The organism is Streptomyces sp. NPDC048483, from assembly GCF_040651455.1.
GTDB lineage: Bacteria > Actinomycetota > Actinomycetes > Streptomycetales > Streptomycetaceae > Streptomyces.
Genome location: NZ_JBEZJZ010000030.1, coordinates 32434 through 52444 on the forward strand (window position 1 = coordinate 32434; position 20011 = coordinate 52444).

The window sequence follows — 20011 nt, forward strand, 5'->3', positions numbered from 1 at the left end:
CGGCCTCATGATCCCCCTCTGAGCTCCGCGTGCGTTCCGACGAAGAGTCGCAGTCGGGCAGGTGCGCGCACATCGCTGCGATGGGGGAAATCGGAGTCCCCCGGCATCCCCCGTCGTCGGGATGCCGCCCTGGCTCTTTCGGGGGAGGCGCCAACGGCCTTACTGCACGCGGCTCCCGGGCGGGCCGGCGGCGGGGGCGGCGGGGCCCGCACGGGGATGCACCGTGCCGTTGCGCGCGGGGGGATGCGCTTCGAGGAGTGAGGCGTACATGCCGCTCTGGTGCAGGAGTTGGGTGTGCGTGCCCGATTGGACCAGGCGTCCTTCGTCCAGGACGAGGACGCGGTCGGCGCCGGCGGCGAGGGCCAGGTCGTGGGTGATCACGAGGGTGGTGCGGCCTTCGGCCAGGCGGTGCAGCGGACCGAGGATGCGCTCGGCGGCGATGGTGTCCAGGCCGGTGGTGGGCTCGTCGAGGATGAGTACGGGGGCGTTGCGCAGCATGGCGCGGGCGATCGCGATGCGCTGGAGCTGCCCGCCGGAGAGCCGGGCGGTGCCGGGGGCGATGACGGTCTGGTAGCCGTTCGGGAGGGCGGAGATGAAGTCCTCGGCGTCGGCGGCCCGTGCCGCGTGCACGACGTCCTCATGGCTCGCACGGTCACGTCCGGAGGCGATGTTCTCCTCCACGGTGTCGTGCAGGACGAGCGTCTCCTGCGGCAGCAGCGTGATGTTCCGGCGGAGCTGGGCGAGCGGCAGCCGGTTCACGGGGATGCCGTCCAGCCGGATGCTGCCGGAACCCGGGTCGTAGAACCGCAGCAGCAGGTTGGCCAGGGTCGACTTGCCCGCGCCGCTGGGACCGGTGATGACCAGCAGTTCTCCGGGGACGGCGGAGAACGAGAAGTCCCTCAGGACGTCGGTGTGGGTGTCGGGGTAGCGGAAGGTGACCTGCCGCGCCTCCACCTCGCCGACGGCGCGGTCCGGGGCCGCTATGACCTGGGAGGGGGGTGGGTCGGTCACCGCGGGTTCGGCGTCGAGGATCTCCAGCAGGCGGTCGGCGCCGGCGGTCGCGGCGGTGACCATGAGACCGAGCTGGCCGAGGCTGCGGATCGGCGGGTAGAGGTAGCCGATGAAGGCGGCGAAGGCCAGCAGCTGCCCCAGGGTCATCCGGCCGGCGGAGATCTCCCAGGCGCCCAGGCCGATGATCGCCAGGACGCAGAGCGTTTCGAGGACCTCCAGCACCTGCGCATAGAACTCGTTGAGGCGGGCGCTGGTCACCGATGCGCGGAACCATGTTCCCGTCTCGCGGCGGAGCCGTTCCTCCTCGTCGTGCTGCCGGTTGTAGGCCTGGGTCAGGACGACGTTCACCAGGGTCTCCTCGACGACCGAGGTGATGGCACCGTCCGCCCGGCGTTCACGGCGCGCCACCTTTTGCAGACGGCCGGTGAATTGGTTGGTGACGAACCAGAACACCGGGACCAGCAGGAAGGTGGCGAGGGCCAGGTCCCACCGCAGCAGCAGGGCCGCGGCGCCGTAAAAAATGATGCTGAACAGGGCCGTTACCGCCTGGAGCAGGCCGGAGACCACAAGCTGTTCGATGGCGTCGACGTCACCCGTCAGCCGTTCCACCAGGTCGCCGCGCCGGTTGCGCTGGAAGAAGTGGGGCGGCAGCTTCTGGAGGTGGGCGAAGACTCGGGCCCGTAGCCGCACCACGAAGCGTTCGGCGGTCCAGGCGCCGAGCGAGTTGCCCAGGTATCCCACGATGGCGCCGGCGACGGCGATGGAGAGCCATTTGGTGGCCGGTGTCCAGAAAGCGCTGACGGAGCCCTTCTGGAGGGCGTTGTCGGTGAGTTGGGCGAAGAGAAGGATCGCGAAAGTCTCGGCGACGGCGGCCACGACGGCGCACAGGAGGATGCAGATGAGCCAGCGCCGGTCGCCCTTGGTCAGAGGCCAAAAGCGCCGGAATGCCTCTCGGGCGCGGAAGTGCTGGGGGTACGGGTAGCTGTGGTCGGTCGCCAGGCCGCCTTTGCCTGCGCCCAGGGAGGCCGGGTCCTGAGGGCCCGCCAGGCCTGGTGATGAGGGCTCGAGAGCGGATGACTGGGGCTCTGGAGCAAGTCGTTTGGGGCCACATACTGGCGGTCCGGCGGCGGACCCACGGCCGCGCTTTCGCGGCGCCGCGCTGGAGCCCTGCGGTCTTGAACTTGCGCCTGGTGGCCCGGAGCCCGGCCCTTCGGAGGGTGGCTCCTGCCCAAAGACCGCTCGGCTCGCGCCCGTTCGAGGGGGCCCTTCGGAGTGCGCTGGGCGCTGACGTGCGCTGTGATAATCCATGGTGGCTACGTCAAACCGTCGTCCGGTGTGCTCGGGCCGATGGGGCCGGAGACAGAATCCGGCCGCTCAAGATTGCGAGGCCGACCCGCGCAGAACGCGAGCCCGCCTCGCTCTCAGGACATCTCGTCAGGACAACTGGTCAGGAATCTGACCTAGTCGTAGTACCCGAAGAACCGACGCCTGCGGAAGCGACGGTGCCGACGGTGGTGACGCCGCCTGCGCCCGTAGCCGTCGCCGTACCAGTCGTCCCAGTCGTCGCCGCCGTGCCTACGTCTGCGCGGGAAGACATGCCGGAAGCTCATAACCGCCTCCTGTTGTTCCGGTTTGCCGCATCTGGCTGATTACGACACTTTCGAGGCTACGACGCCTTGTTACCGACAACAAGGACTTATGCGTGAATTTTCACGCAAAACGGAAATATGACACATTGCGGTCGCCTGGGCGCGCAGCGTGGCCTCGTGACATCCGGACGCGAGGCGGGGCACGGCACGGCGGGCGGGTGCGAGTCCCCCGCCTCAACCAGAGCCGGGTGGCTGGCTGTTGTGGTCCGCGGGCCTCTCTCCGTCAGCTCGCCGTGACACCCGGCATCCTGATGGCCACTCGGGCTGAGTGGCCATCAGTCAGCAGCAGAGGGGCAGTCAGTCCGCCTGATCGCCCCACAGCCTGACGGCTAGGCAGAACCCTCCTGGCAATACCGTCCGTAGAAATGCGCAAACCGCTCCAGCGGTTCCCCGTCCGCGTTCCACGGCCAGGGAGTGGCCACGGCCCCGGTGGCGCGCAGGGCGGTCGCGGCCTCGGTCGGGCGGGTGGATTTGAGCAACGCGTAGGCCAGGAGGTTGAAATCGGCGACCGCCGCCGCGTGTGTGAGGAAGCCCGGGGTGGTCCAGTCCTGTGCGGCCTGGTCGAGGGCCTTGGCGACGTCGGGGCGGCGCCAGATCTCCGCGGCACCGAGGGCCATCAGGCCGCCGACGGCGACGGCGCGCTGGTGGTTGCGGACGATCGCGGTGAGTTCCAGGGCGGCGGTGGGGGCGTTCGGCGGCATTTCGGCGCGGAGGCCGTCGAGCAGGTCCAGGACCAGGACGCTGGAGCCGCACTCCTCCGGTGAGAGATAGCCCAGGGCCTGGAGGTGGGCCTCCCGGTTCCAGGGGTCGCGGGCCTTGATCTCGCGCCAGATCGGCGACAGCTCACGGGTGGGGCGCCGCTCCAGGCGCAGCGTGGCCAAGTGGAGGGTCCACGGAATGGGGTCGGCGGGAAGCAGCTCGGCGGCGCGCCGGCAGGACGCGCGGACGTCGGACAGGTCGCCGACGGAGCCCTGCTGACGGGCCTGGACCACGTCCGACCAGGCATGGAGCAGCAATGCCCCCTGGTCGTTCGGCTTGTGCTCGCGCCAGATGCCGGGCAGCGCCCGCCCGGCGGACCCGGCCAGCACCTCCAGGCGGTGGGCCTTGCGGTCCCAGTCCTGGCCGGCGTCGTCGATCACGTTCGAGAGCAGGGCCATCACAGCGAAGTCGAGCGAACCGCGGTCCCAGCAGGTCTCGACGCGCCGCCGGACCTTGCCCAGGGTGACGTCGTCGAGTTCGGGGGCCAGACGGGGAAGGCTGCCTTTGCGGCGGCGGCGTATGAAGGCGGACATGGCTGGCTTCGGCGGCCTTCCGGAGACGGGACGGACGAGCGGGGTGTGGCTGAGGGGCACAGGTGACGGCAGGGGATTCAAGCGCCGTAGGGCGGCAGCGTGCCACGCACGCCGCCGCCCGTACAGTCACCTGTGGTTACCGACCTGTAACGGATTCCTTCCCGGCGGTGCGGCCGAGCCGGTCGCGGACGAGGGAGATACCGACGACGATCACGGCCAGGAGCACCGACAGCAGCACCTGGATCCGGCCGCCGCCGTCGCTGTCGTCGGTGAGCATGTAGACCAGGACGAAGGAGATCATCCCGATGGTCGCCCACGTCAGGTACGGGAAGAGCCACATGCGGACGACCAGCTTGTCCGGGTTCTCGCGCAGGATGATGCCCCGCATCCGCAGCTGCGAGAAGCAGATCACCAGCCAGACGAAGAGCGCGACCGCGCCCGAGGAGTTCAGCAGGAACTGGAAGACGGTCTTGGGCCACAGGTAGTTGAAGCCGACCGCGATGAAGCCGAAGAGGACGGAGGCCAGGATCGCGGCCTGCGGGACGCCCCGGGCGTTCGTACGGCCGAAGACCTTCGGCGCATCGCCGCGCTGGCCGAGGGAGAAGGCCATCCGGGAGGCGGTGTAGAGGCCGGAGTTCAGGCAGGAGAGCACGGCGGTCAGCACGATGACGTTCATGATCTGGCCGGCGTGCGGGATGCCGATCGAGTTGAGGGCGGCGACGTACGAGCCGTGCTTGGCGATCGAGGGGTCGTTCCACGGGAGCAGGGAGACCACGATGAGGATCGAGCCGAGGTAGAAGATGCCGACCCGCCAGATCACGCTCTTGGTGGCCTTGGTGACCGCGCGCTCCGGGTCCTCGGACTCACCGGCGGCGAGGGTGACGATCTCGCTGCCCATGAAGGAGAAGACGACCATCAGGACGCCGGTGAGGATCGCGCTGGGCCCGTTCGGGAGGAATCCGCCGTGCGCGGTGAGGTTACTGAAGCCGGTGGCCGCGTTCTCCGAGCCGGGCAGCACGCCGAAGACCGCCAGGCCGCCCAGGACGATGAAGCCCGCGATGGCGACGACCTTGATGCCCGCGAACCAGAACTCGAACTCACCGAACGAGGAGACCGAGGCGAGGTTGGTGGCGGTGAGGACCACCATCACGATCAGTGCCCAGGCCCACTGCGGGACGGCCGGGACCCATTCGGTGAGGATGGCGGCGCCGGCCGTGGCCTCCACGGCGAGGACGACGACCCAGAAGAACCAGTACAGCCAGCCGATGGAGAAGCCCGCCCAGCGGCCGAGCGCCCGGTCCGCGTAGGCGGAGAAGGAGCCGGACGTCGGGTTGGCGGCGGCCATCTCGCCGAGCATCCGCATCACGAACACGACCAGCGCGCCGACCAGGGCGTACGAGAGCAGGATGCCGGGGCCGGCGGCCTTGATGCCGGAGGCGGAGCCCACGAAGAGGCCGGCGCCGATGACCCCACCGACGGCGATCATGGACAGATGGCGGTTCTTGAGGCCCGACTGCAGACCTGACTGCCCAGGGGCCTGGCCGTCGCTGGGAGGTGCAGGCGGCGCGGCCACGCGGCCGGAGGGAGGTGTAGTCATCGTGACATCCATTGAGGGTTGAGGGGTCATGCACGGGGTGACTGCTGGGATCGCCTCGGTAGCCGGCTGCTCGCCGGGTGTTCCCGTTGGGTGCTGTCAGTTGCTGTTCTCGGTAAATGGACGCGCGAAAGGGCCGGGGTTCTTGGCAGGTGGCGATCATGGCCCTGACGCATATCGACCGCGGCGACAAAGGGGCCGCGGTCGTGCGATGCCTGCGTGGGTGGGGGAAGCGCCTACCGCGCGTCCACGCCGTGGCCCGTCCTCCTCGTGAGAGGTGAGCCGCATCACGTCCGGTGTGGGATTTGCGTAAGCGTATGCGGCGACCCGCAACGCCGTATTTGTCCGCCTCGACAAATTCGCTCTCGATGGCTGTTCGGTCGGCCAATGCAGATCCCGGGGCGACGCGGCACGCACCCGGCCCGACCGGCTCCCCGCCCGCTCCCCGCCCCGATTCCGGCCGCCTCACCCGCAGCACAGCAGCGGTGGGCAACGACCGCGCGAAGGGGAGCGGAATGCCGGGTGAAGGACGTCACACCGGGGAAAGGACGTCACGCCGGGTGAAGGGCGTCATACCGGGTGAAGCGCGTCATACCCTCACGGCGTCAGGTTCTGCTCGGTCCAGATGATCTTGCCGGTGGGTGTGTACCGCGTCCCCCACCGCCGCGTCAGCTGCGCGACGATGAACAGTCCGCGCCCGCCCTCGTCCGTGGTCCGGGCGTGGCGCAGCCGCGGCGAGGTGCTGGAGGCGTCGAAGACCTCGCAGATCAGTACGTCCTGCCGGATCAGGCGCAGGGTGATCGGTCCGGTGGCGTGGCGGATGGCGTTGGTGACCAGTTCGCTGACGATCAGCTCCGTGGTGAAGACCAGATCGGCCATGCCCCATTCGGTCAGCTGCCGGGCGGCGAGCGTACGGGCGCCGGCGACGAGCGCGGGGTCGGGAGGCAGGTCCCAGGAGGCGACCTGGTGCGCGCCCAGGGCCCGCGTACGGGCAAGGAGCAGGGCCGCGTCGTCGGACGGGGGGCTGGTCAGCAGGGCCTTGACGACGTGCTCGCCGATCTCCTTCAGCGTCCGGCCCGGCACCGCGAGGGCGGTGCGCAGCCGGGAGAGCCCGACACCGATGTCCCGGTCGCAGGCCTCGATGAGGCCGTTGGTGTAGAGCGTGATCAGACTGCCCTCGGCCAGCTCCAGCTCGACGGACTCGAAGGGCATCGCGCCCAGGCCGAGCGGCGGTCCCGCGGGCAGCTCCGGGAAGTCGACGGTGCCGTCGGGGTCGACGATCGCGGGCGGGAGGTGGCTGGCCCGCGCCATGGTGCACTTCGCGCTGACCGGGTCGTACACGGCGTACAGGCAGGTGGCGCCCATGAAGCTGGCGGCCACGCCGGCGTTCTCGGCCTCCACCGCGGCGTCCGTGCTGCGCGTCTCCACCATGCCGATGACCAGGTCGTCGAGCCGGGCCAGCAGTTCGTCGGGCGGCAGGTCCAGGTTGGCGAGCGTACGGACGGCGGTGCGCAGCCGGCCCATGGTGGCCGCGGCGTTGATGCCGTGTCCGACGACGTCCCCGACGACCAGGGCGACCCGGGCCCCGGAGAGCGGGATGACGTCGAACCAGTCGCCGCCCACCCCGCTCGGGGCGTCGGCCGGGAAGTACCAGGACGCCGCTTCCAGGGCGGAGCCGCCGGTCAGTTCGTGCGGCAGCAGATTGCGCTGCATGGCCCGCGCCGCGGTGCGCTCGCGGGTGTAGCGGCGCGCGTTGTCGACGCAGACCGCGGCGCGGGCGACGAGCTCCTCGGCGAGCCGTACGTCGTCCGCCACGAACGGGCCCAGCCGGCGGGAGCGGACGAAGGTGGCGGCGCCCAGGGTGACGCCGCGGGCCTTGATGGGCGCCACCATCACCGAGCGGAACCCGAACTCGCGGATGACGGCGGTCCGCTCCGGCGTCTCGGTGGCCCAGGCGCTGTTCTCGACGTCCAGGATCGGCTCCACCAGCGACTCGCCCTCCAGCAGACAGCGGGCGACGGGCGAGGAGGGGGCCTGCCGGACGGCTTCCCCGATGTCCAGGCCCGCCTCCGGGCAGCCCTCATGGACCGACTGCTGTCCGGATCGGCGCAGGGTGGGCGTGCCGCCGACCGGCCCGGGTACCGGCTCCTCCCCTCTGATGACCGAGTCCAGCAGGTCCACGGCGACGAAGTCGGCGAGCGGCGGCACGGCGACATCGGCCAGCTCCTGGGCGGTATGTGTGACGTCGAGCGTGCTGCCGATGCGGACGCTGGCGTCGTTGAGCAGGGCCAGGCGTTCCTGGGCGCGCCAGCGCTCGGTGACGTCGATGACCATGTACCAGATGCCGATGTGGCGGCCCTGTGGACCCTCCAGGGCGAAGAAGGAGGCGGAGTAGGCGCGCTCCTGGCTGGGGTCGGCGTAGGTGGGGCTGCGGAACTCGTAGTCCATCACCGGGGACCCGGTCCGCAGGACCCGCGTCATCCGCTCCTCGAACGCCTCGGCCTCCAGTTTCGGCAGGACCTCCGCCACGGTGCGCCCCAGCCGCCGCTCCAGGGGGATCAGCCGCTCGAGGACGTCGTTGACCCAGACGTAGCGCAGGCTGATGTCCAGTACGGCCATGCCGACGGGCGCATGCGCCAGAAACGGCTCCAGCATCAGCTGGTTGAAACCGCCGCCGGGCAAGCGCCACTCCTCCAGGGCGAGGACCGACCACCGCTCGCGGCCCGTGCCGCCGGCGGCGCCGTTGACGACGGGGGTGACCTGCACGGCCAGCTGTAGCTCCCGGCCGTCCCAGTGGCGCGCCGCGACCGAGCCGCCCCAGCCGTCGCCCGCCCGGCACCACTCGGCGACGGCGGCCACCCGCTTCGTGTCCCCGGGCACCGCCAGCAGCTCCGTCGCCGGGTGGTCGAGGATCTCCGCGGCCGGGTATCCGAGGAGCCGCTCCGCCGCCCGGGTCCAGGTCACGACCCGCCCCCGGGCATCCAGTTCGGCCGTGGCCGCCTTCGCCATGTCGCATGCCTGGCCGGCCCTGTCCGGCAGGGCGTTCTGTGAGGTCATCATCGCCAGCCCGTCACCCGCCCCGTAAACCCATCCATGAGATACCCCAAAGAACACCCCCTAAATGGGACTTACCTCCGATTTTAGAAGGGGTGACGTCCGAGCGGGGGGCGAGCGGGTCACGGGCGCCCGCGGCCGCGTCACCCCGCGGGCGGCAGCCGCAGCTGGAGCATCGCCAGCAGCCGCTGATCCGGACGGCTCAGATCCAGCCCGGTCAACTCCTCGGCCCGGCGGATCCGGTAGCGCAGCGTATTGGGGTGCACATGCAGCTCGGTGGCGGCCGCCCGGACGTCCCCGAAGGCGTCCAGATAGGCGAGGACGGACTCGGCGAGCTGCCCCTGGCTGCGGCTGTCGTGCGCCACCAGGGCGGTCAGCCGGGGGTCGCGCATGTCGGGGTGCGCGGTGAGCAGCGCCAGGAGTTCGCTGACCAGCACCTCCGCCTGGATGTCCGGCAGCGCGGCCACCGTGGTGGCGACCCCGACGCGCACCATGGCGTCCAGGATCCGGTCCGCCTCCCGGCGCGACTCGGGGACGTCCCCGAGCCCCCGCACGACGCAGCCGACCGAGCCGCGCAGCACCAGCCCCAGGTGGCGCCGCGCGGCCTCGCTGATCTCCTGGGCCCAGCCGCGCAGCGTGCCGAGGTCGATGCTGCGCGGCAGCTGCGGCAGCAGGACGTAGATCCGCGAATCGACCTGGGTGACCAGGGCGCTGCGGTGCCGGGCGGCGGTGTGGACGGAGATCAGATTGCCGACCTCGGCGCGGGAGAGCTCCGACACCCCGGACGCGGTGGCCTCCCCGCTCCCGTACGAGAAGCCCAGGACGGCCGCCGGACGGGACGCATCCAGCCCCAGGTGGCTCGCCAGCGGCTGCGGACCGGTGCTGCCCTCCAGGAGGCCGGCCGCCAGGGTCCGGGTCAGCGTCAGGTCGGCGGAGAGCTCCCGGCGGCGCCGTACGAGATGGAGCGCGGCGACCCGGGCCGCCCCCAGCAGCGCCTGGTCCGAGCGCTCGGTCAGCGGCGCCGAGCCCTCCTGCACCCAGATGGTGCCCAGCTGCCGCTCCCCGGACCGGATGGCCACCGCGAGCCGGCGGCGGATCCCCAGCTCGGGATGGCTGTCGATGGTGATCACGTCGTCGGAGGTGCGCAGCCGCTGGAACACGCCCCACTCGCGCAGCCGCGCCAGATACGGCTCCGGGCCCTGCCAGCCCAGGATGGACAGCCGTCGCAGATCGTCGACCTCGTCGTGGTCGGCGGAGCGGGAGTAGGCCAGCACGCGGTTGGCGGTGTCCTCGATGCTGACGATGCCGCCGGTCAGGACGGCGGTGGTCTGCGCCAGCGCGAAGAGGTCGCCCTCCTCGCCGTCCTCACCGCTCCGGCCCGACGGCGCATCCTCGAGCGCCGCGCGGGCCAGCGCGTCCACCTGCTCCCAGCGGGCTTCGCCCCGTACGGAGAGCAGCGCGACGCCCGCCTCGACGGCGGTCTCGCTGAGGGCGACGGCCTGACCGGGAGCGGCCAGTTTCACGGCGACGGCGGCGGCCCCGTCCCGCCCGCCGGCCCGCAGCGCGGGGAAGGCGGCGCGGCCCCGGGCGCCGATGGCCAGGACCAGCGCGCCGGGGCGGGCGACGGGCGGATCCTCGGGGTCCAGCAGCGCAACGCTGCTGATCTCCACGTCCAGCCCGGCGGGCGCGGCCTGCAGCTCCACCAGGGGCTCACCCAGCGACATGAGCAGCTGGCGCAGGCTGATGCCGGCGCGGTGCGGCGGTGGCGGGGGCGGTGGTGGCGTGGCAGGTGGAACCATGATCGGTGCCTCTGGTGGGTCGGTGACCTGCTTCTGATGCTATCCGCCAGGGAATCCGGCCCCCGCCGCACTCACCCGAAGACGCTCCGCACCGTCTCGGTGGACCCCTGGCCCGCCCCGGATGCGGACTCCGCCTCGACCGCGTCGGGATCGGTGAACGACAGCGTCCGTGCGGTGCCGAGCAGCACCTCGCGGTAGTCGTCGGCGAGTTCCACCGCACCGGTCACCAGCTGCACGGTGATGACCGACGACGAGGCGGTGTCCGGTACGGCCACCAGCCCCTGCCAGACGGTGCCCTCCAGGGGCTCGTCCTGGCCCTCCGGCGGGACGCCCGGCGCCACCGTTTTGCGCTCCGACTCGACCAGGAAACCGGTGCCGATGGGCAGTTCCACCGGGCGGATGCCCTCGTCGCGGCCGGTGCCGGCGGAGTCGGCCAGCATCTTGGTGAGCACGGCCTTGGGGTTCACGCCCGGCATCGGCAGGCTGGAGACCGTGATGACGGACATCGCGGCATCGCCGCTGTCGTCCGGGTGCACCCCGAGCGCACAGCCCAGCACCTCGTGCTTGCGCATCTTCATCAGGACGACGGCGTAGAGCCGGAACACCTGGTCCGCACGGTCGCGGAACTCCTCGGGCAGCTCCCGTATCTGCTGCGCCACCGCGTCGAGCCCCTCGGGCGACGGGTCGAGATCCAGCTGCTGGTATCCGTGCGGAAGCCCGTACCAGAAGAGCGGCTTGGGCTCGGCCACGGCCAGATCGAAGCGGTCATTCAAAGCCGGATACCTCTCACCAGTTCACCGATATCGGTGGCGATTTCGGTGGCCGCGCCCGTGATGCCGGTCGAGGCCGCGGCCGCCTTGGTGCCTTCGGCGGCGTCGTGCCCGTAACCGCCGTCCGGGATGACGCCGAGGCTCTCCATCGACGACGCCATGTTCGCCGCGACATTGACGCCGTTCACGGCGAAGTCCCAGGTCTTGGCGCTGGTGGCCACATCGAGCGCCTTGTACGAGAACGCGGGCACCACTTCCTTGGCGAAGGTCCCCAGCTTGGTACCGGCCGACAGCGCCTCGCCGCCCTCCCGGGCGACCGCCGCCGCAAGGCCCGCCTCGCTGCCCGCGCGGGCGAGGGCGCCGACGCCGGGCACCATGCCGAGGGCGTCACCGCCGACGGACGCCCAGGCGGTCAGCCCTTCCTTCCAGCCGTACTTGCCGGTGAGCGAGTCCCGGAAGTCCTCGCTCGCGAGGTTCTTGCCCATGGACACCGCGCTGGCGGCCACCGCGATACCGGCGAAGACCGGGGCCAGCGGCGTCGGGAAGAGCGCCAGCAGACCGGCGATGGCGCCGATCGTTCCGGCGTGCTCCACCAGGAAGTCGACGGCGGCCTTGATGCCCTCGCCAATGGCGCTGAGCGTCTTGCTGAACCACCCCGGCTCCTTCGGAGCCAGCTTGTCGTCGGCCTCGTCGAGCTTGCCGGCGATGTCGTCGGCCCGCTTGCTGTGGTCGCCCTCCAGCTCCCGCGCTTTCTTCATGACGTCTTCGTAGGCGTCGTTGGCGTTGTCGAGGTGGGTGGTCGCCTCGTTCAGCTCCCGCTCGGCGGCGCGCAGCCGGGCTGTGGCGGCGTCGGCCTCCGCCTGGCTGGGGTACTCCTTGCCGCCGAGCTTGAGGTCCGGGTTCTGACCGGCCTGGTCGCGGCTCGTCTTGGCCTTGTCGGCCGTCTTCTTCTTCTCGGCCGCCTCGTCGTCGTACTTCTTCGCCAGATCGCGGTGGGAGACGAGATCGGCGTCCCACTTGCCCAGCCACGAGGCGGCCTTCTCCAGCGAGTGCGCGGCGTTCTTCATGTACGTGGGGAGTTCGCCGTCGAGGGCATCGCGGAACGCGTCCGCGGCGTCGCCCTCCCAGTGGCTGCTCTCGCCGAGCAGCCGCTCGATCTGACGGTGCGAGTTGCCCAGCGCGTCCGCCGCGGCCTTGACCTTGGCCTGCAGTGCGGAGACCTCACCGGGAATTCCGGGAACCGGATTCCAGCCGAGGTGCGGGTAGGGATTGGCGGCCATCAGTTCTGCCCCCCGCCGGCCGAAGTCGCCTGCTTCTCCATCTGTTGGAGGGCCTTCGAAAGATTTTCCTCAAGCTCTTCATAGCTGAGCTTGTTGGCCTTTACACCCTCACTGATGGTGCTGATCATTTCCTTCAGCTGCTCGGACCCGTATTTCCATTTCTCCTGGAAGGTGTCGCACGCCTCGTCCAGCCGCCCCGTCCCGATCTGGTCGGCACGGACGTGCGAGAGCGCTTGGCGCGCCTCGTCCAGTTCTTTGAGTGAGTCCTGCAGCGACTTGACGAATCTGTCCAACTGATCCGTATCAGTCTTGAAATGATCGCCCATAAAGATGCCCCTTCATCATGGCAAGCGTCATGGCGGCAGGCCTTCTGGCAGTAGGTGTGGTGACGGCGAGCGCAGCAAATAAGCGACACATGCAGGACAGAACAGACATTCCCTCAGGCGCCGGTCGGCGGCAGTTTAATATATGAGTAATTCCGGGAACGGAGCCCGTCTCTTGAATGAGGTGCGCCGGCCGGTGCCGCGCAAGGCCGACGCCTCCTGACGCCCGAGAAGACCGCATACAAGGAGGACCCGTGGACAACGCCCGGATCGAGGCTGCCCGGGAAAGGGCCCGGCGCGCAGCAGACCGGAAAGCACGCAGGGAACAACTCGCCCCGGGCGAGGCCGCATTCGACCAGCCGGCCACCCGCGCCGCCTGGACGGCGACCCGTCGCCGGATGCGGTGGAGCCTGACCCTGTGGAGCGTTGTCTGGGTGGCACTGTTCATCGGCGTCAGCCGGCTCGGCGAACTCGGCCTCTCCCCCAAGGCCGAGCACAACCTGGTCGGCGGCCTCGGCGCCCTGCTGTTCCTGTCCTACCCCTTCCTCCTCTACGCCCGCCTCGGCTCACTCAGCTGCCTGCGCCGCATCCGCGGCATCCTGCGCGACGACGTATGGCGGCCGGTCCCCTCGGTGCGCCGCAACCCCCACATCGACGCGGGGGGCATCGCCCTCGACCTGGACCTCGGCACGGCCGAGGAGCGTGCCGGGCGGGCCGCGAAGGAGCCGCACCCCAAGGCGAACACCACGGGCCCGACCCATTCGGCCCGCAGCACGACCCTCCGTCGCCGCTGGCCCGAGGCCATGGAGCGGGGCGCGCTGTACGCCGGCGACGAGGCGCACGGCGTCCTCGCCCTCCCGGACGGCACCGGACTGATGGAGGTCAGGCGGCGGCGCTAGAGAGCGTCCCGGATCCCGTACGCCCCCAGCCGCGCCGCCGTGTCATCGTCGAACTCCTCGCAGAACGGGCCCAGTACATCGCCCAGATGCTGCAGGGACCGCGCCCTGAAGAGCACCGGCTGGTACCCCGTGACGTCGTACGGGGTCCGCGCCATGTCCCGGACGTCCAGCTCCCGGATCTCATGCCGTGCCAGCTGGGTCATCTCCGCGTACGACGACAGCAGCGCCGCACCGTACGCCTTCACCGCACCCCCCTCCGCCATCACCCCGACCTCGAGGGTGAACCAGTACACCCGGCTGAGCAGATCCAGGGCCGCCGCCGTACGCACCTGCCCGGCGGCCCGTCCGATCAGCCGGTAGAGCACCGCGAATTCCTCCGACGCCAGGTGGACGCCGTGCCCGAACACGTCATGGATCACATCCGGCTCGGGGCTGTACAGCGGCACGGCCGGGTGCCGGACGAACTGCACCGCATGGAAGAAGCTGCGCTCCATGGACCCCAGGAACCGCCGGTTGGCCACGAATCCGCCGGTCGGCGTGAAGTCGAAGCCCGTACGGGACCGCAGATGCGCGCCCACCTCCGTGTGCTGCGGAATCCGGTCGGCGGGAATCGCCGCGTCCTCCCGCGCGTCCAGTACGGCGCGGCACGCGTGGTGGCGGTGGGCGGGCCCGAGGGCCGCATGCACCGCACGCCAGGTCCGGTGTTCCTCCTCGGTGTAGGCGACCGGCGGCGAGGGATCCCCCGCCGCGTGGTCACTCACCAGCGCGGCCAGCGCATTGCGCCGCTCCAGATAGCGGCGGTCCCGGAAACCGGGGTGATGGTTCACGGGGCCCAGCCGCCCGTCGGAGCCAATCGGAACGAGCGGGATGTTTGCATGCGGAGCAGTCACGGGAGAGAGCGTGCCCCGCAGGGACTGAAGATCAACACTGGTGTGACGGGCGCGCCTACGACGCCTCCGCCGGCGCCACGTTCTGGTTGGCGTGGAAGAGATTGTCCGGGTCGTACGTCCGCTTCACGCCCGCCAGCCGGTCGTAATGGTCCCGGTAAGTGGCACGGACCCGGTCCTGGCCCTCGCCCGTCCCCATGAAGTTCACATACGCCCCGCCCATCGAGTGCGGATGCAGCTCCTCCCAATAGTCCACGGACCACTGCTTGATGGCCTCCGCGTTGTCCGGATCGGGGTCGATGCCCGCAATCACCCCGGACCACAGGGCGTCCCGGTAGGCCCACGCGGTGTCGTCCTTGCCGATCCGCGCCGCGGCGCCATTGACCGGGTAGAGGTGCATCGTCGACAGATCGGTGGGGAGGTTCTCCCCGTACTTCAGATGCACGCCGATGGCCTCGTCCGTGATCCGGTCGAAGAACGCGCCGCGCCAGTACCACTGGAGCCCGGCCGGCATCAGCTCGTCGAACATGCTCTGCAACGCCGGGTACGGCATCGGCGCCGCGAAGTGGAAGGTCGGCGCCCCGGGCCCGTCCGGCGGCGCGAGGGCCGTCTCCACCGCCGCGAGGTCGCCGGTCCAGCACCACACCACCCCGCACATCTTGTGCCCGTGGATGTCCTCCGGGAACGGCGGCGCGGGCGGCACCGTCAGCAGTGCGAAGAATCCGTTCAGGTCCTCGGGCGCCCCGGGGAGGAACTCCCGGTACCACTCCAGCACCTGACGGGCCTGGTCGACGGGCCACAGGGTGACCCCCACACCCACCGTATGGACGGGCCGCAGCTGGAAGTTGAAGGACGTCACCACCCCGAAATTGCCCCCGCCCCCGCGCAGCGCCCAGAACAGATCCGGGTGTTCGGACGCGCTCGCCGTCACAAAACTGCCGTCGGCCAGGACGACATCCGCGCCCACCAGGCTGTCCACCGTCAGGCCGAATTTGCGCGTGAGATGACCGTGCCCGCCGCCGAGAGCCAGGCCCCCGACGCCCGTCGTCGAGACGATGCCGGAGGGAATGCCCAGGCCGAAGGGGTGCGCGGCGTGGTCGACATCGCCCAGCAGGGTGCCGCCGCCGACCCGTGCGGTCTTCGCCTTCGGGTCGACGCGTACCCAGCGGATCGGCGTCAGATCGATCGTGACGGCGTCGTCCTGTACGCACAGGCCGGCGCCGCTGTGCCCGCCGCCCCGTACGGCGAGCTCCAGGCCGTGATCACGGATGAAGTCGACGGCCGCCATCACATCCGCCGCGTCCGAGCACCGCACCACGGCGTCCGGACGGCGATGGATCATCGCGTTGTAGATCGTGCAGGCTTCCGGATAGTCCCGGTCCCGGGGGCCGATGACCGGGCCGCGCAACGCGGTCCGCATCGCTTCCAAAGTGGTGCCGTCCATGGCGCACTGCTCCTCGCCGAGGTGCCTGCACCCTCCAGCGTCCCGCCGGTCACCGGGCCGCGCAATTCCACGGCGCGCACCATGGAGACATGACCAGAGGTACGGGCACGGGGCACGGCTCCGGGAACGGCCCGGGGAACGGCTCGGGGACCGAGGACCGCCGTACGGACCCCTTCGCCGGCATCAGTCCACCCGCCCGCCTCGCCGCCCCCGACGAGGCCATCGGCCCCGACGAACTCGCCCTGGCCACCCGTAACCACGGCCTCCCCCTCGAGGCCATGCGCTACGCCGTCACCCCCGCCGGCCTCCACTACGTCCTCACCCACTACGACATCCCGGCCGCCGACGCCGACACCTGGCAGCTGACCGTACGGGGCCGGGTGAGCAGTCCACTCACCCTCGACCTGGACACCCTGATGTCGCTCCCCGCGGCCACCCAGCGCGTGACGATGGAGTGCGCAGGCAACGGCCGGGCCCGCCTCTCACCCCGCCCCGTGAGCCAGCCCTGGCTGCTCGAGGCGGTGGGCACCGCCGAGTGGACGGGAGTCCCGCTGCGCACCCTCCTGGCCGCCGCGGACGTGGCACCGGACGCCACCGAAGCCATCTTCACCGGCGCCGACCACGGCGTGGAGCGCGGTGTCGAACAGGACTACCGGCGCAGCCTGCCCCTCGCCGTCGCCGCCGCCGCCCACCCCGAAGTGCTCGTCGCGTACGCCATGAACAACGCCCCCCTGCCACCCCAGCACGGCTTCCCGCTCCGCCTGATCGTTCCCGGCTGGTACGGCATGGCCCATGTGAAATGGCTGCATGAGATCGTGCTCACCGCCTCCCCCTTCACCGGCTTCCAGCAGGCCACCGCCTACCGCTACCGCCGGACCCCCGACGACCCCGGCGAACCCGTCACCCGTATCGCACCGCGCGCCCTGCTGATCCCCCCGGGCTTCCCCGACTTCATGTCCCGCACCCGCGTCGTGCACCCCGGTCCCGTCCCGCTCGAGGGCCGCGCCTGGTCCGGCCAGGCCCAGGTCACGAGGGTCGAGGTGAGCTACGACAACGCCACCACCTGGCACTCCGCCGACCTGGCCCCAACGGACCCCGCCCACCCCTGGTCCTGGCGCCACTGGCACACCACCTGGACCGCCACCCCCGGCCCCCACGTCCTCACCCCCCGCGCCACCGACGCCGAGGGCCACACCCAGCCGACCATCCAGCCCTGGAACCGCGGCGGCTTCGGCAACAACCTGGCGCAACGGGTCGAGGTCGTCTGCCTGCCGACGTGAATCCGCTGGTCAGACCGCCCCGAACGCCCTCGCCAGCGCCAGGCTGTCCTCAAAGGTCACATAGCGGGTGATCTTCCCTTCCTCGACCGTGAGGTGGAAGGCGAACGGCGAGGCGAAGGTCTTCCCCGTGGCCTTGACCATGTGCCGCATCCGGCCGAGGGCCACCGCCTCCGTGCGCGTGGCGCGGCGGCCCGTCCACGGCACCTCTTCCGCGCCGTAGATGTCCCAGTCGATCTCCTCGGCGAACAGATCCGCCAGCTTGTCGATGTCGCCGTTGCCGAGATGGCTGTAGAACGCGTCGACTACGGACCGGGTCTCGCTCACTCCGTGCCTCACAAGTACGTCGAAGGGCTGATTGACAGCGGTACGGACACGGGAGCACCGGCCGAGCGCGCACTATTCCCGCCCCGTCAGATCCGGGGCGGGAACGGCGCGTTGACCGCCTACCGAGGAACGGCGACCGTCTGGAGGATCCGCGCCGCCGACGTGCCCAGCCCCTTCGGCACCCCGAGGCGGCGCGGCGAGCCCTGCGGATAGTGCAGGTCCGCCTCCCGGTAGCGGTGGCAGTCCTGGTGCCAGGTGAGGATGGCGGCCATCCAGTGCTCCAGTGCGCGGACGTAGCCGTCCAGGGCCGCGCGGCCCTCGGCCGGCAGGGCGAAGTCGTCGTAGAGGACGGGGAGTTCGCTGGCGGCGACGTGCTGGAATTCGCGCAGCCGGGAGGTCATCAGGTCGTGGATGATGGCCAGCGCGGTCGGGTAGTCGCAGTCGAAGAAGTTCTGGACGACCAGGATGCCGTTGTGGACCTCACCCTCGTACTCGATCTCCTTCTGGTACGAGAAGACATCGTTCATCAGCATCGCGTAGTCGATGGCGGCGTTCTCCAGGGAGCGCATGGTCCCTGTGCGGTAGATCTCGGCCGGGATCTCCCCGGCGCGGCCGATGCGGCCCAGCGCGATCGTGAGGTCCGAGCCGAAGGTGGCTCGCCGCATTTCGATGTAGTCGACGGGGTCGGGGATACGGTTCTGCAGCTGGTTGTCGAGCTCCCAGAGCCAGCTGGCCGTCATCTTGTCGACGGCGGCGCGGAAGGAGCGGCGCGCATCCGGCGTCATCGGGCCCGCGGTACGGGTCCACAGGTCGGCCAGGCCGCGTTCCATGGCGCTGACCGGTTCGGGCGTGGCGGCCGAGAGGTCGAGGGGCATGAGGGCCGACAGCCGCTCGTTGGTCGCCTTGGCCCCGGCCAGGTCGCGGGTCTGGCCGAAGACCGCGGGGTAGTAGTCGTCCGCGTAGGTGCCCCAGGTCAGCCACTGGGAGGCCAGGTCGAGTTCCGCGGGGCCGGCGTCCGGGTGGATGCCGGCCGCGCACAGGGGGAGGTCGTATCCGGCGAGCGCGCGCTCGTCCCAGATGTCGGAGAGCGGCACGCCGGGCTGCGGCCGGAGCAGGCCCATGCGGTGCGCCCAGGCGATGCAGTGGTGGCGGGCGGCCTCCAGGTGGGGGCTGAGGACATTGGTGAACGGCATGAGGATGTCGGGGATTTGGGACGGGCCGACCTTCTGGTGGGGGGTGTGGGTGTAGCGCCGTACGCGCCGGCGCTCGGAGGCGGCGAGGGCGGCCTTCAGGTCGGCGGCGGAGGTGCCGATCCCGCCGAGGGCGAACGGCGACCAGGAGGCGCCGGTGGCGGCCCCCGCCCCGCCGCCGTTCATGTAGCGGCTGGAGCGCATGTGCCATTCATGGCCGCCGGACTGCCAGTCCTGGAGCCCCTTGGCGTAGGCGAGGACGGCCGCGCAGGCGTGCGGGGCGAGGCCCTTTTCCGCGAAGAGGGCGGGGAGTTCGGTGAATGCGGTGTTCTCGAATTGCTGGAGGCGGGAGGTGATCAGGTCGTTGACGGCGTCCGCGGCCTCTTGCGTCGTGCAGCCCAGGAAGGTTTCCAGGACCAGGACCCCATTGCTCAGTTCGCCTTCGTCCTCCGTCTCCCGCTGATAGGAGAAGAGGTCGTTGCGCAGGTGTACGCCGTCGGAAAAGGTGTCCTTGAGGACCCGCAGCGGCCGCGAATCGGCGACGGCGGCCGGGATTTCGGCGCCCGCCGCGTACTCCACCAGGCCCGAGGACCACGGCGCGCCGCCCACCTTGCGGCGCATTTCGATGTACTCGACGGGATTGGGAACCCGGTGGATGTTGATGTTGGAGAGTTCCCAGAGCGATTCGTTGAGCAGATGCTCGGTGCTTTCGCGGAATCGCGCGCGCCATTCCAGGGACATGGCCGGAACGGTGCGCGCCCACAGGTCGGCGAGCCCCGCTTCCACCGGGTTGGTCGGCTCCGGTACGGGCGTGGCCAGGTCCATCGGCATGAAGGCCGGCAGCCGGTCCAGGTATTCCTTGCCGCCCTTGCGGTCCAGCGTGCGTTTGTACTTTTCCAGGAAGTGGTCGTCGAAGAAGAAGACCCAGACATACCAGTCGGTGACGAGGGAGAGCGCCTTGGCGGAGCAGTCCGGGTGGGTGTACGAACACAGCAGGGCATAGTCGTGCGCGTCGAGATCGCTTTCCTCCCAGATATGCGATCCCTCCAGCATTTCCATGCCCCGGGCCCATTCCTTCGAATGCCGTCGCGCCTCCTCCAGATTCGGGTTCAGCCGTGCCGGATACGGCGTGTAGAAGTTCGGCAATTCGAATGGCTGTGTCATTGCTGGTCCGCCTTTCCCCATAGGTGTCCTCAAGGGCACAGCACTACCCCG

General features: G+C 70.4%; 15 protein-coding genes. 2 read left to right on the forward strand and 13 right to left on the reverse strand.

Annotated elements, in window-relative coordinates; genetic code table 11:
- Nucleotides 1-159 precede the first annotated feature (159 nt).
- The 9 genes from AB0D04_RS18030 to AB0D04_RS18070 all read right to left on the reverse strand — a co-directional run bounded on the left by AB0D04_RS18030 (nucleotide 160) and on the right by AB0D04_RS18070 (nucleotide 12775).
- Nucleotides 160-2010 carry an ABC transporter ATP-binding protein gene (locus tag AB0D04_RS18030; protein WP_362704035.1) on the reverse strand — a complete coding sequence of 617 codons (1851 nt, stop codon included), beginning with the start codon at nucleotides 2008-2010 and terminating at the stop codon, nucleotides 160-162.
- Between the two features lie 461 nt (nucleotides 2011-2471).
- Nucleotides 2472-2621 carry a hypothetical protein gene (locus AB0D04_RS18035; protein WP_362703947.1) on the reverse strand — a complete coding sequence of 50 codons (150 nt, stop codon included), beginning with the start codon at nucleotides 2619-2621 and terminating at the stop codon, nucleotides 2472-2474.
- Between the two features lie 368 nt (nucleotides 2622-2989).
- Nucleotides 2990-3952 (reverse strand): hypothetical protein, encoded by a 963-nt coding sequence (locus tag AB0D04_RS18040; RefSeq protein ID WP_362703950.1) that lies wholly within the window; start codon nucleotides 3950-3952, stop codon nucleotides 2990-2992.
- Nucleotides 3953-4088: 136 nt separating this feature from the next.
- The gene (locus tag AB0D04_RS18045) at nucleotides 4089-5549 is read right to left on the reverse strand and encodes an amino acid permease (protein ID WP_362703953.1); all 1461 of its coding nucleotides are present in this window, start codon (nucleotides 5547-5549) and stop codon (nucleotides 4089-4091) included.
- A gap of 594 nt (nucleotides 5550-6143) precedes the next feature.
- Complete coding sequence (locus AB0D04_RS18050; RefSeq protein WP_362703956.1) at nucleotides 6144-8606, reverse strand: SpoIIE family protein phosphatase; 2463 nt, start codon at nucleotides 8604-8606, stop codon at nucleotides 6144-6146.
- Between the two features lie 137 nt (nucleotides 8607-8743).
- Nucleotides 8744-10399, reverse strand: a complete 1656-nt coding sequence (locus AB0D04_RS18055; RefSeq protein WP_362703958.1) for a helix-turn-helix domain-containing protein — start codon at nucleotides 10397-10399, stop codon at nucleotides 8744-8746.
- A gap of 71 nt (nucleotides 10400-10470) precedes the next feature.
- Nucleotides 10471-11172: a hypothetical protein gene (locus AB0D04_RS18060; RefSeq protein ID WP_362703961.1), complete on the reverse strand. Its 702-nt coding sequence runs from the start codon at nucleotides 11170-11172 to the stop codon at nucleotides 10471-10473.
- Nucleotides 11169-12449: a putative T7SS-secreted protein gene (locus AB0D04_RS18065; RefSeq protein WP_362703963.1), complete on the reverse strand. Its 1281-nt coding sequence runs from the start codon at nucleotides 12447-12449 to the stop codon at nucleotides 11169-11171. Before AB0D04_RS18065 ends, AB0D04_RS18060 begins: the two co-directional genes overlap by 4 nt.
- Nucleotides 12449-12775, reverse strand: coding sequence for a hypothetical protein (locus AB0D04_RS18070; protein WP_362703965.1), 327 nt, complete (start codon nucleotides 12773-12775; stop codon nucleotides 12449-12451). The genes AB0D04_RS18065 and AB0D04_RS18070 overlap by 1 nt, the downstream gene beginning before the upstream one ends.
- A 251-nt stretch (nucleotides 12776-13026) precedes the next feature.
- On the opposite strand from AB0D04_RS18070, the gene AB0D04_RS18075 reads away from it, so the two are divergent.
- Nucleotides 13027-13671: a hypothetical protein gene (locus tag AB0D04_RS18075; protein WP_362703967.1), complete on the forward strand. Its 645-nt coding sequence runs from the start codon at nucleotides 13027-13029 to the stop codon at nucleotides 13669-13671.
- Here the strand turns inward: AB0D04_RS18075 and AB0D04_RS18080 are convergent.
- The gene (locus AB0D04_RS18080) at nucleotides 13668-14561 is read right to left on the reverse strand and encodes a phenylalanine 4-monooxygenase (RefSeq protein ID WP_362703970.1); all 894 of its coding nucleotides are present in this window, start codon (nucleotides 14559-14561) and stop codon (nucleotides 13668-13670) included. The two genes, AB0D04_RS18075 and AB0D04_RS18080, sit on opposite strands and share 4 nt — an antisense overlap.
- A gap of 55 nt (nucleotides 14562-14616) precedes the next feature.
- Nucleotides 14617-16002: an FAD-binding oxidoreductase gene (locus AB0D04_RS18085; protein WP_362703972.1), complete on the reverse strand. Its 1386-nt coding sequence runs from the start codon at nucleotides 16000-16002 to the stop codon at nucleotides 14617-14619.
- Between the two features lie 89 nt (nucleotides 16003-16091).
- Here AB0D04_RS18085 and AB0D04_RS18090 point away from each other — a divergent pair, with 89 nt between their 5' ends.
- Nucleotides 16092-17282, forward strand: coding sequence for a sulfite oxidase (locus tag AB0D04_RS18090; protein WP_362703975.1), 1191 nt, complete (start codon nucleotides 16092-16094; stop codon nucleotides 17280-17282).
- A 9-nt stretch (nucleotides 17283-17291) separates the two neighbouring features.
- On the opposite strand, the gene AB0D04_RS18095 is transcribed toward AB0D04_RS18090, so the two are convergent.
- Both AB0D04_RS18095 and AB0D04_RS18100 read right to left on the reverse strand, forming a co-directional pair.
- The gene (locus AB0D04_RS18095; RefSeq protein WP_362703977.1) at nucleotides 17292-17606 is read right to left on the reverse strand and encodes a hypothetical protein; all 315 of its coding nucleotides are present in this window, start codon (nucleotides 17604-17606) and stop codon (nucleotides 17292-17294) included.
- 119 nt (nucleotides 17607-17725) lie between these two features.
- Nucleotides 17726-19960, reverse strand: a complete 2235-nt coding sequence (locus AB0D04_RS18100; protein WP_362703978.1) for a terpene synthase family protein — start codon at nucleotides 19958-19960, stop codon at nucleotides 17726-17728.
- Nucleotides 19961-20011 lie beyond the last annotated feature (51 nt).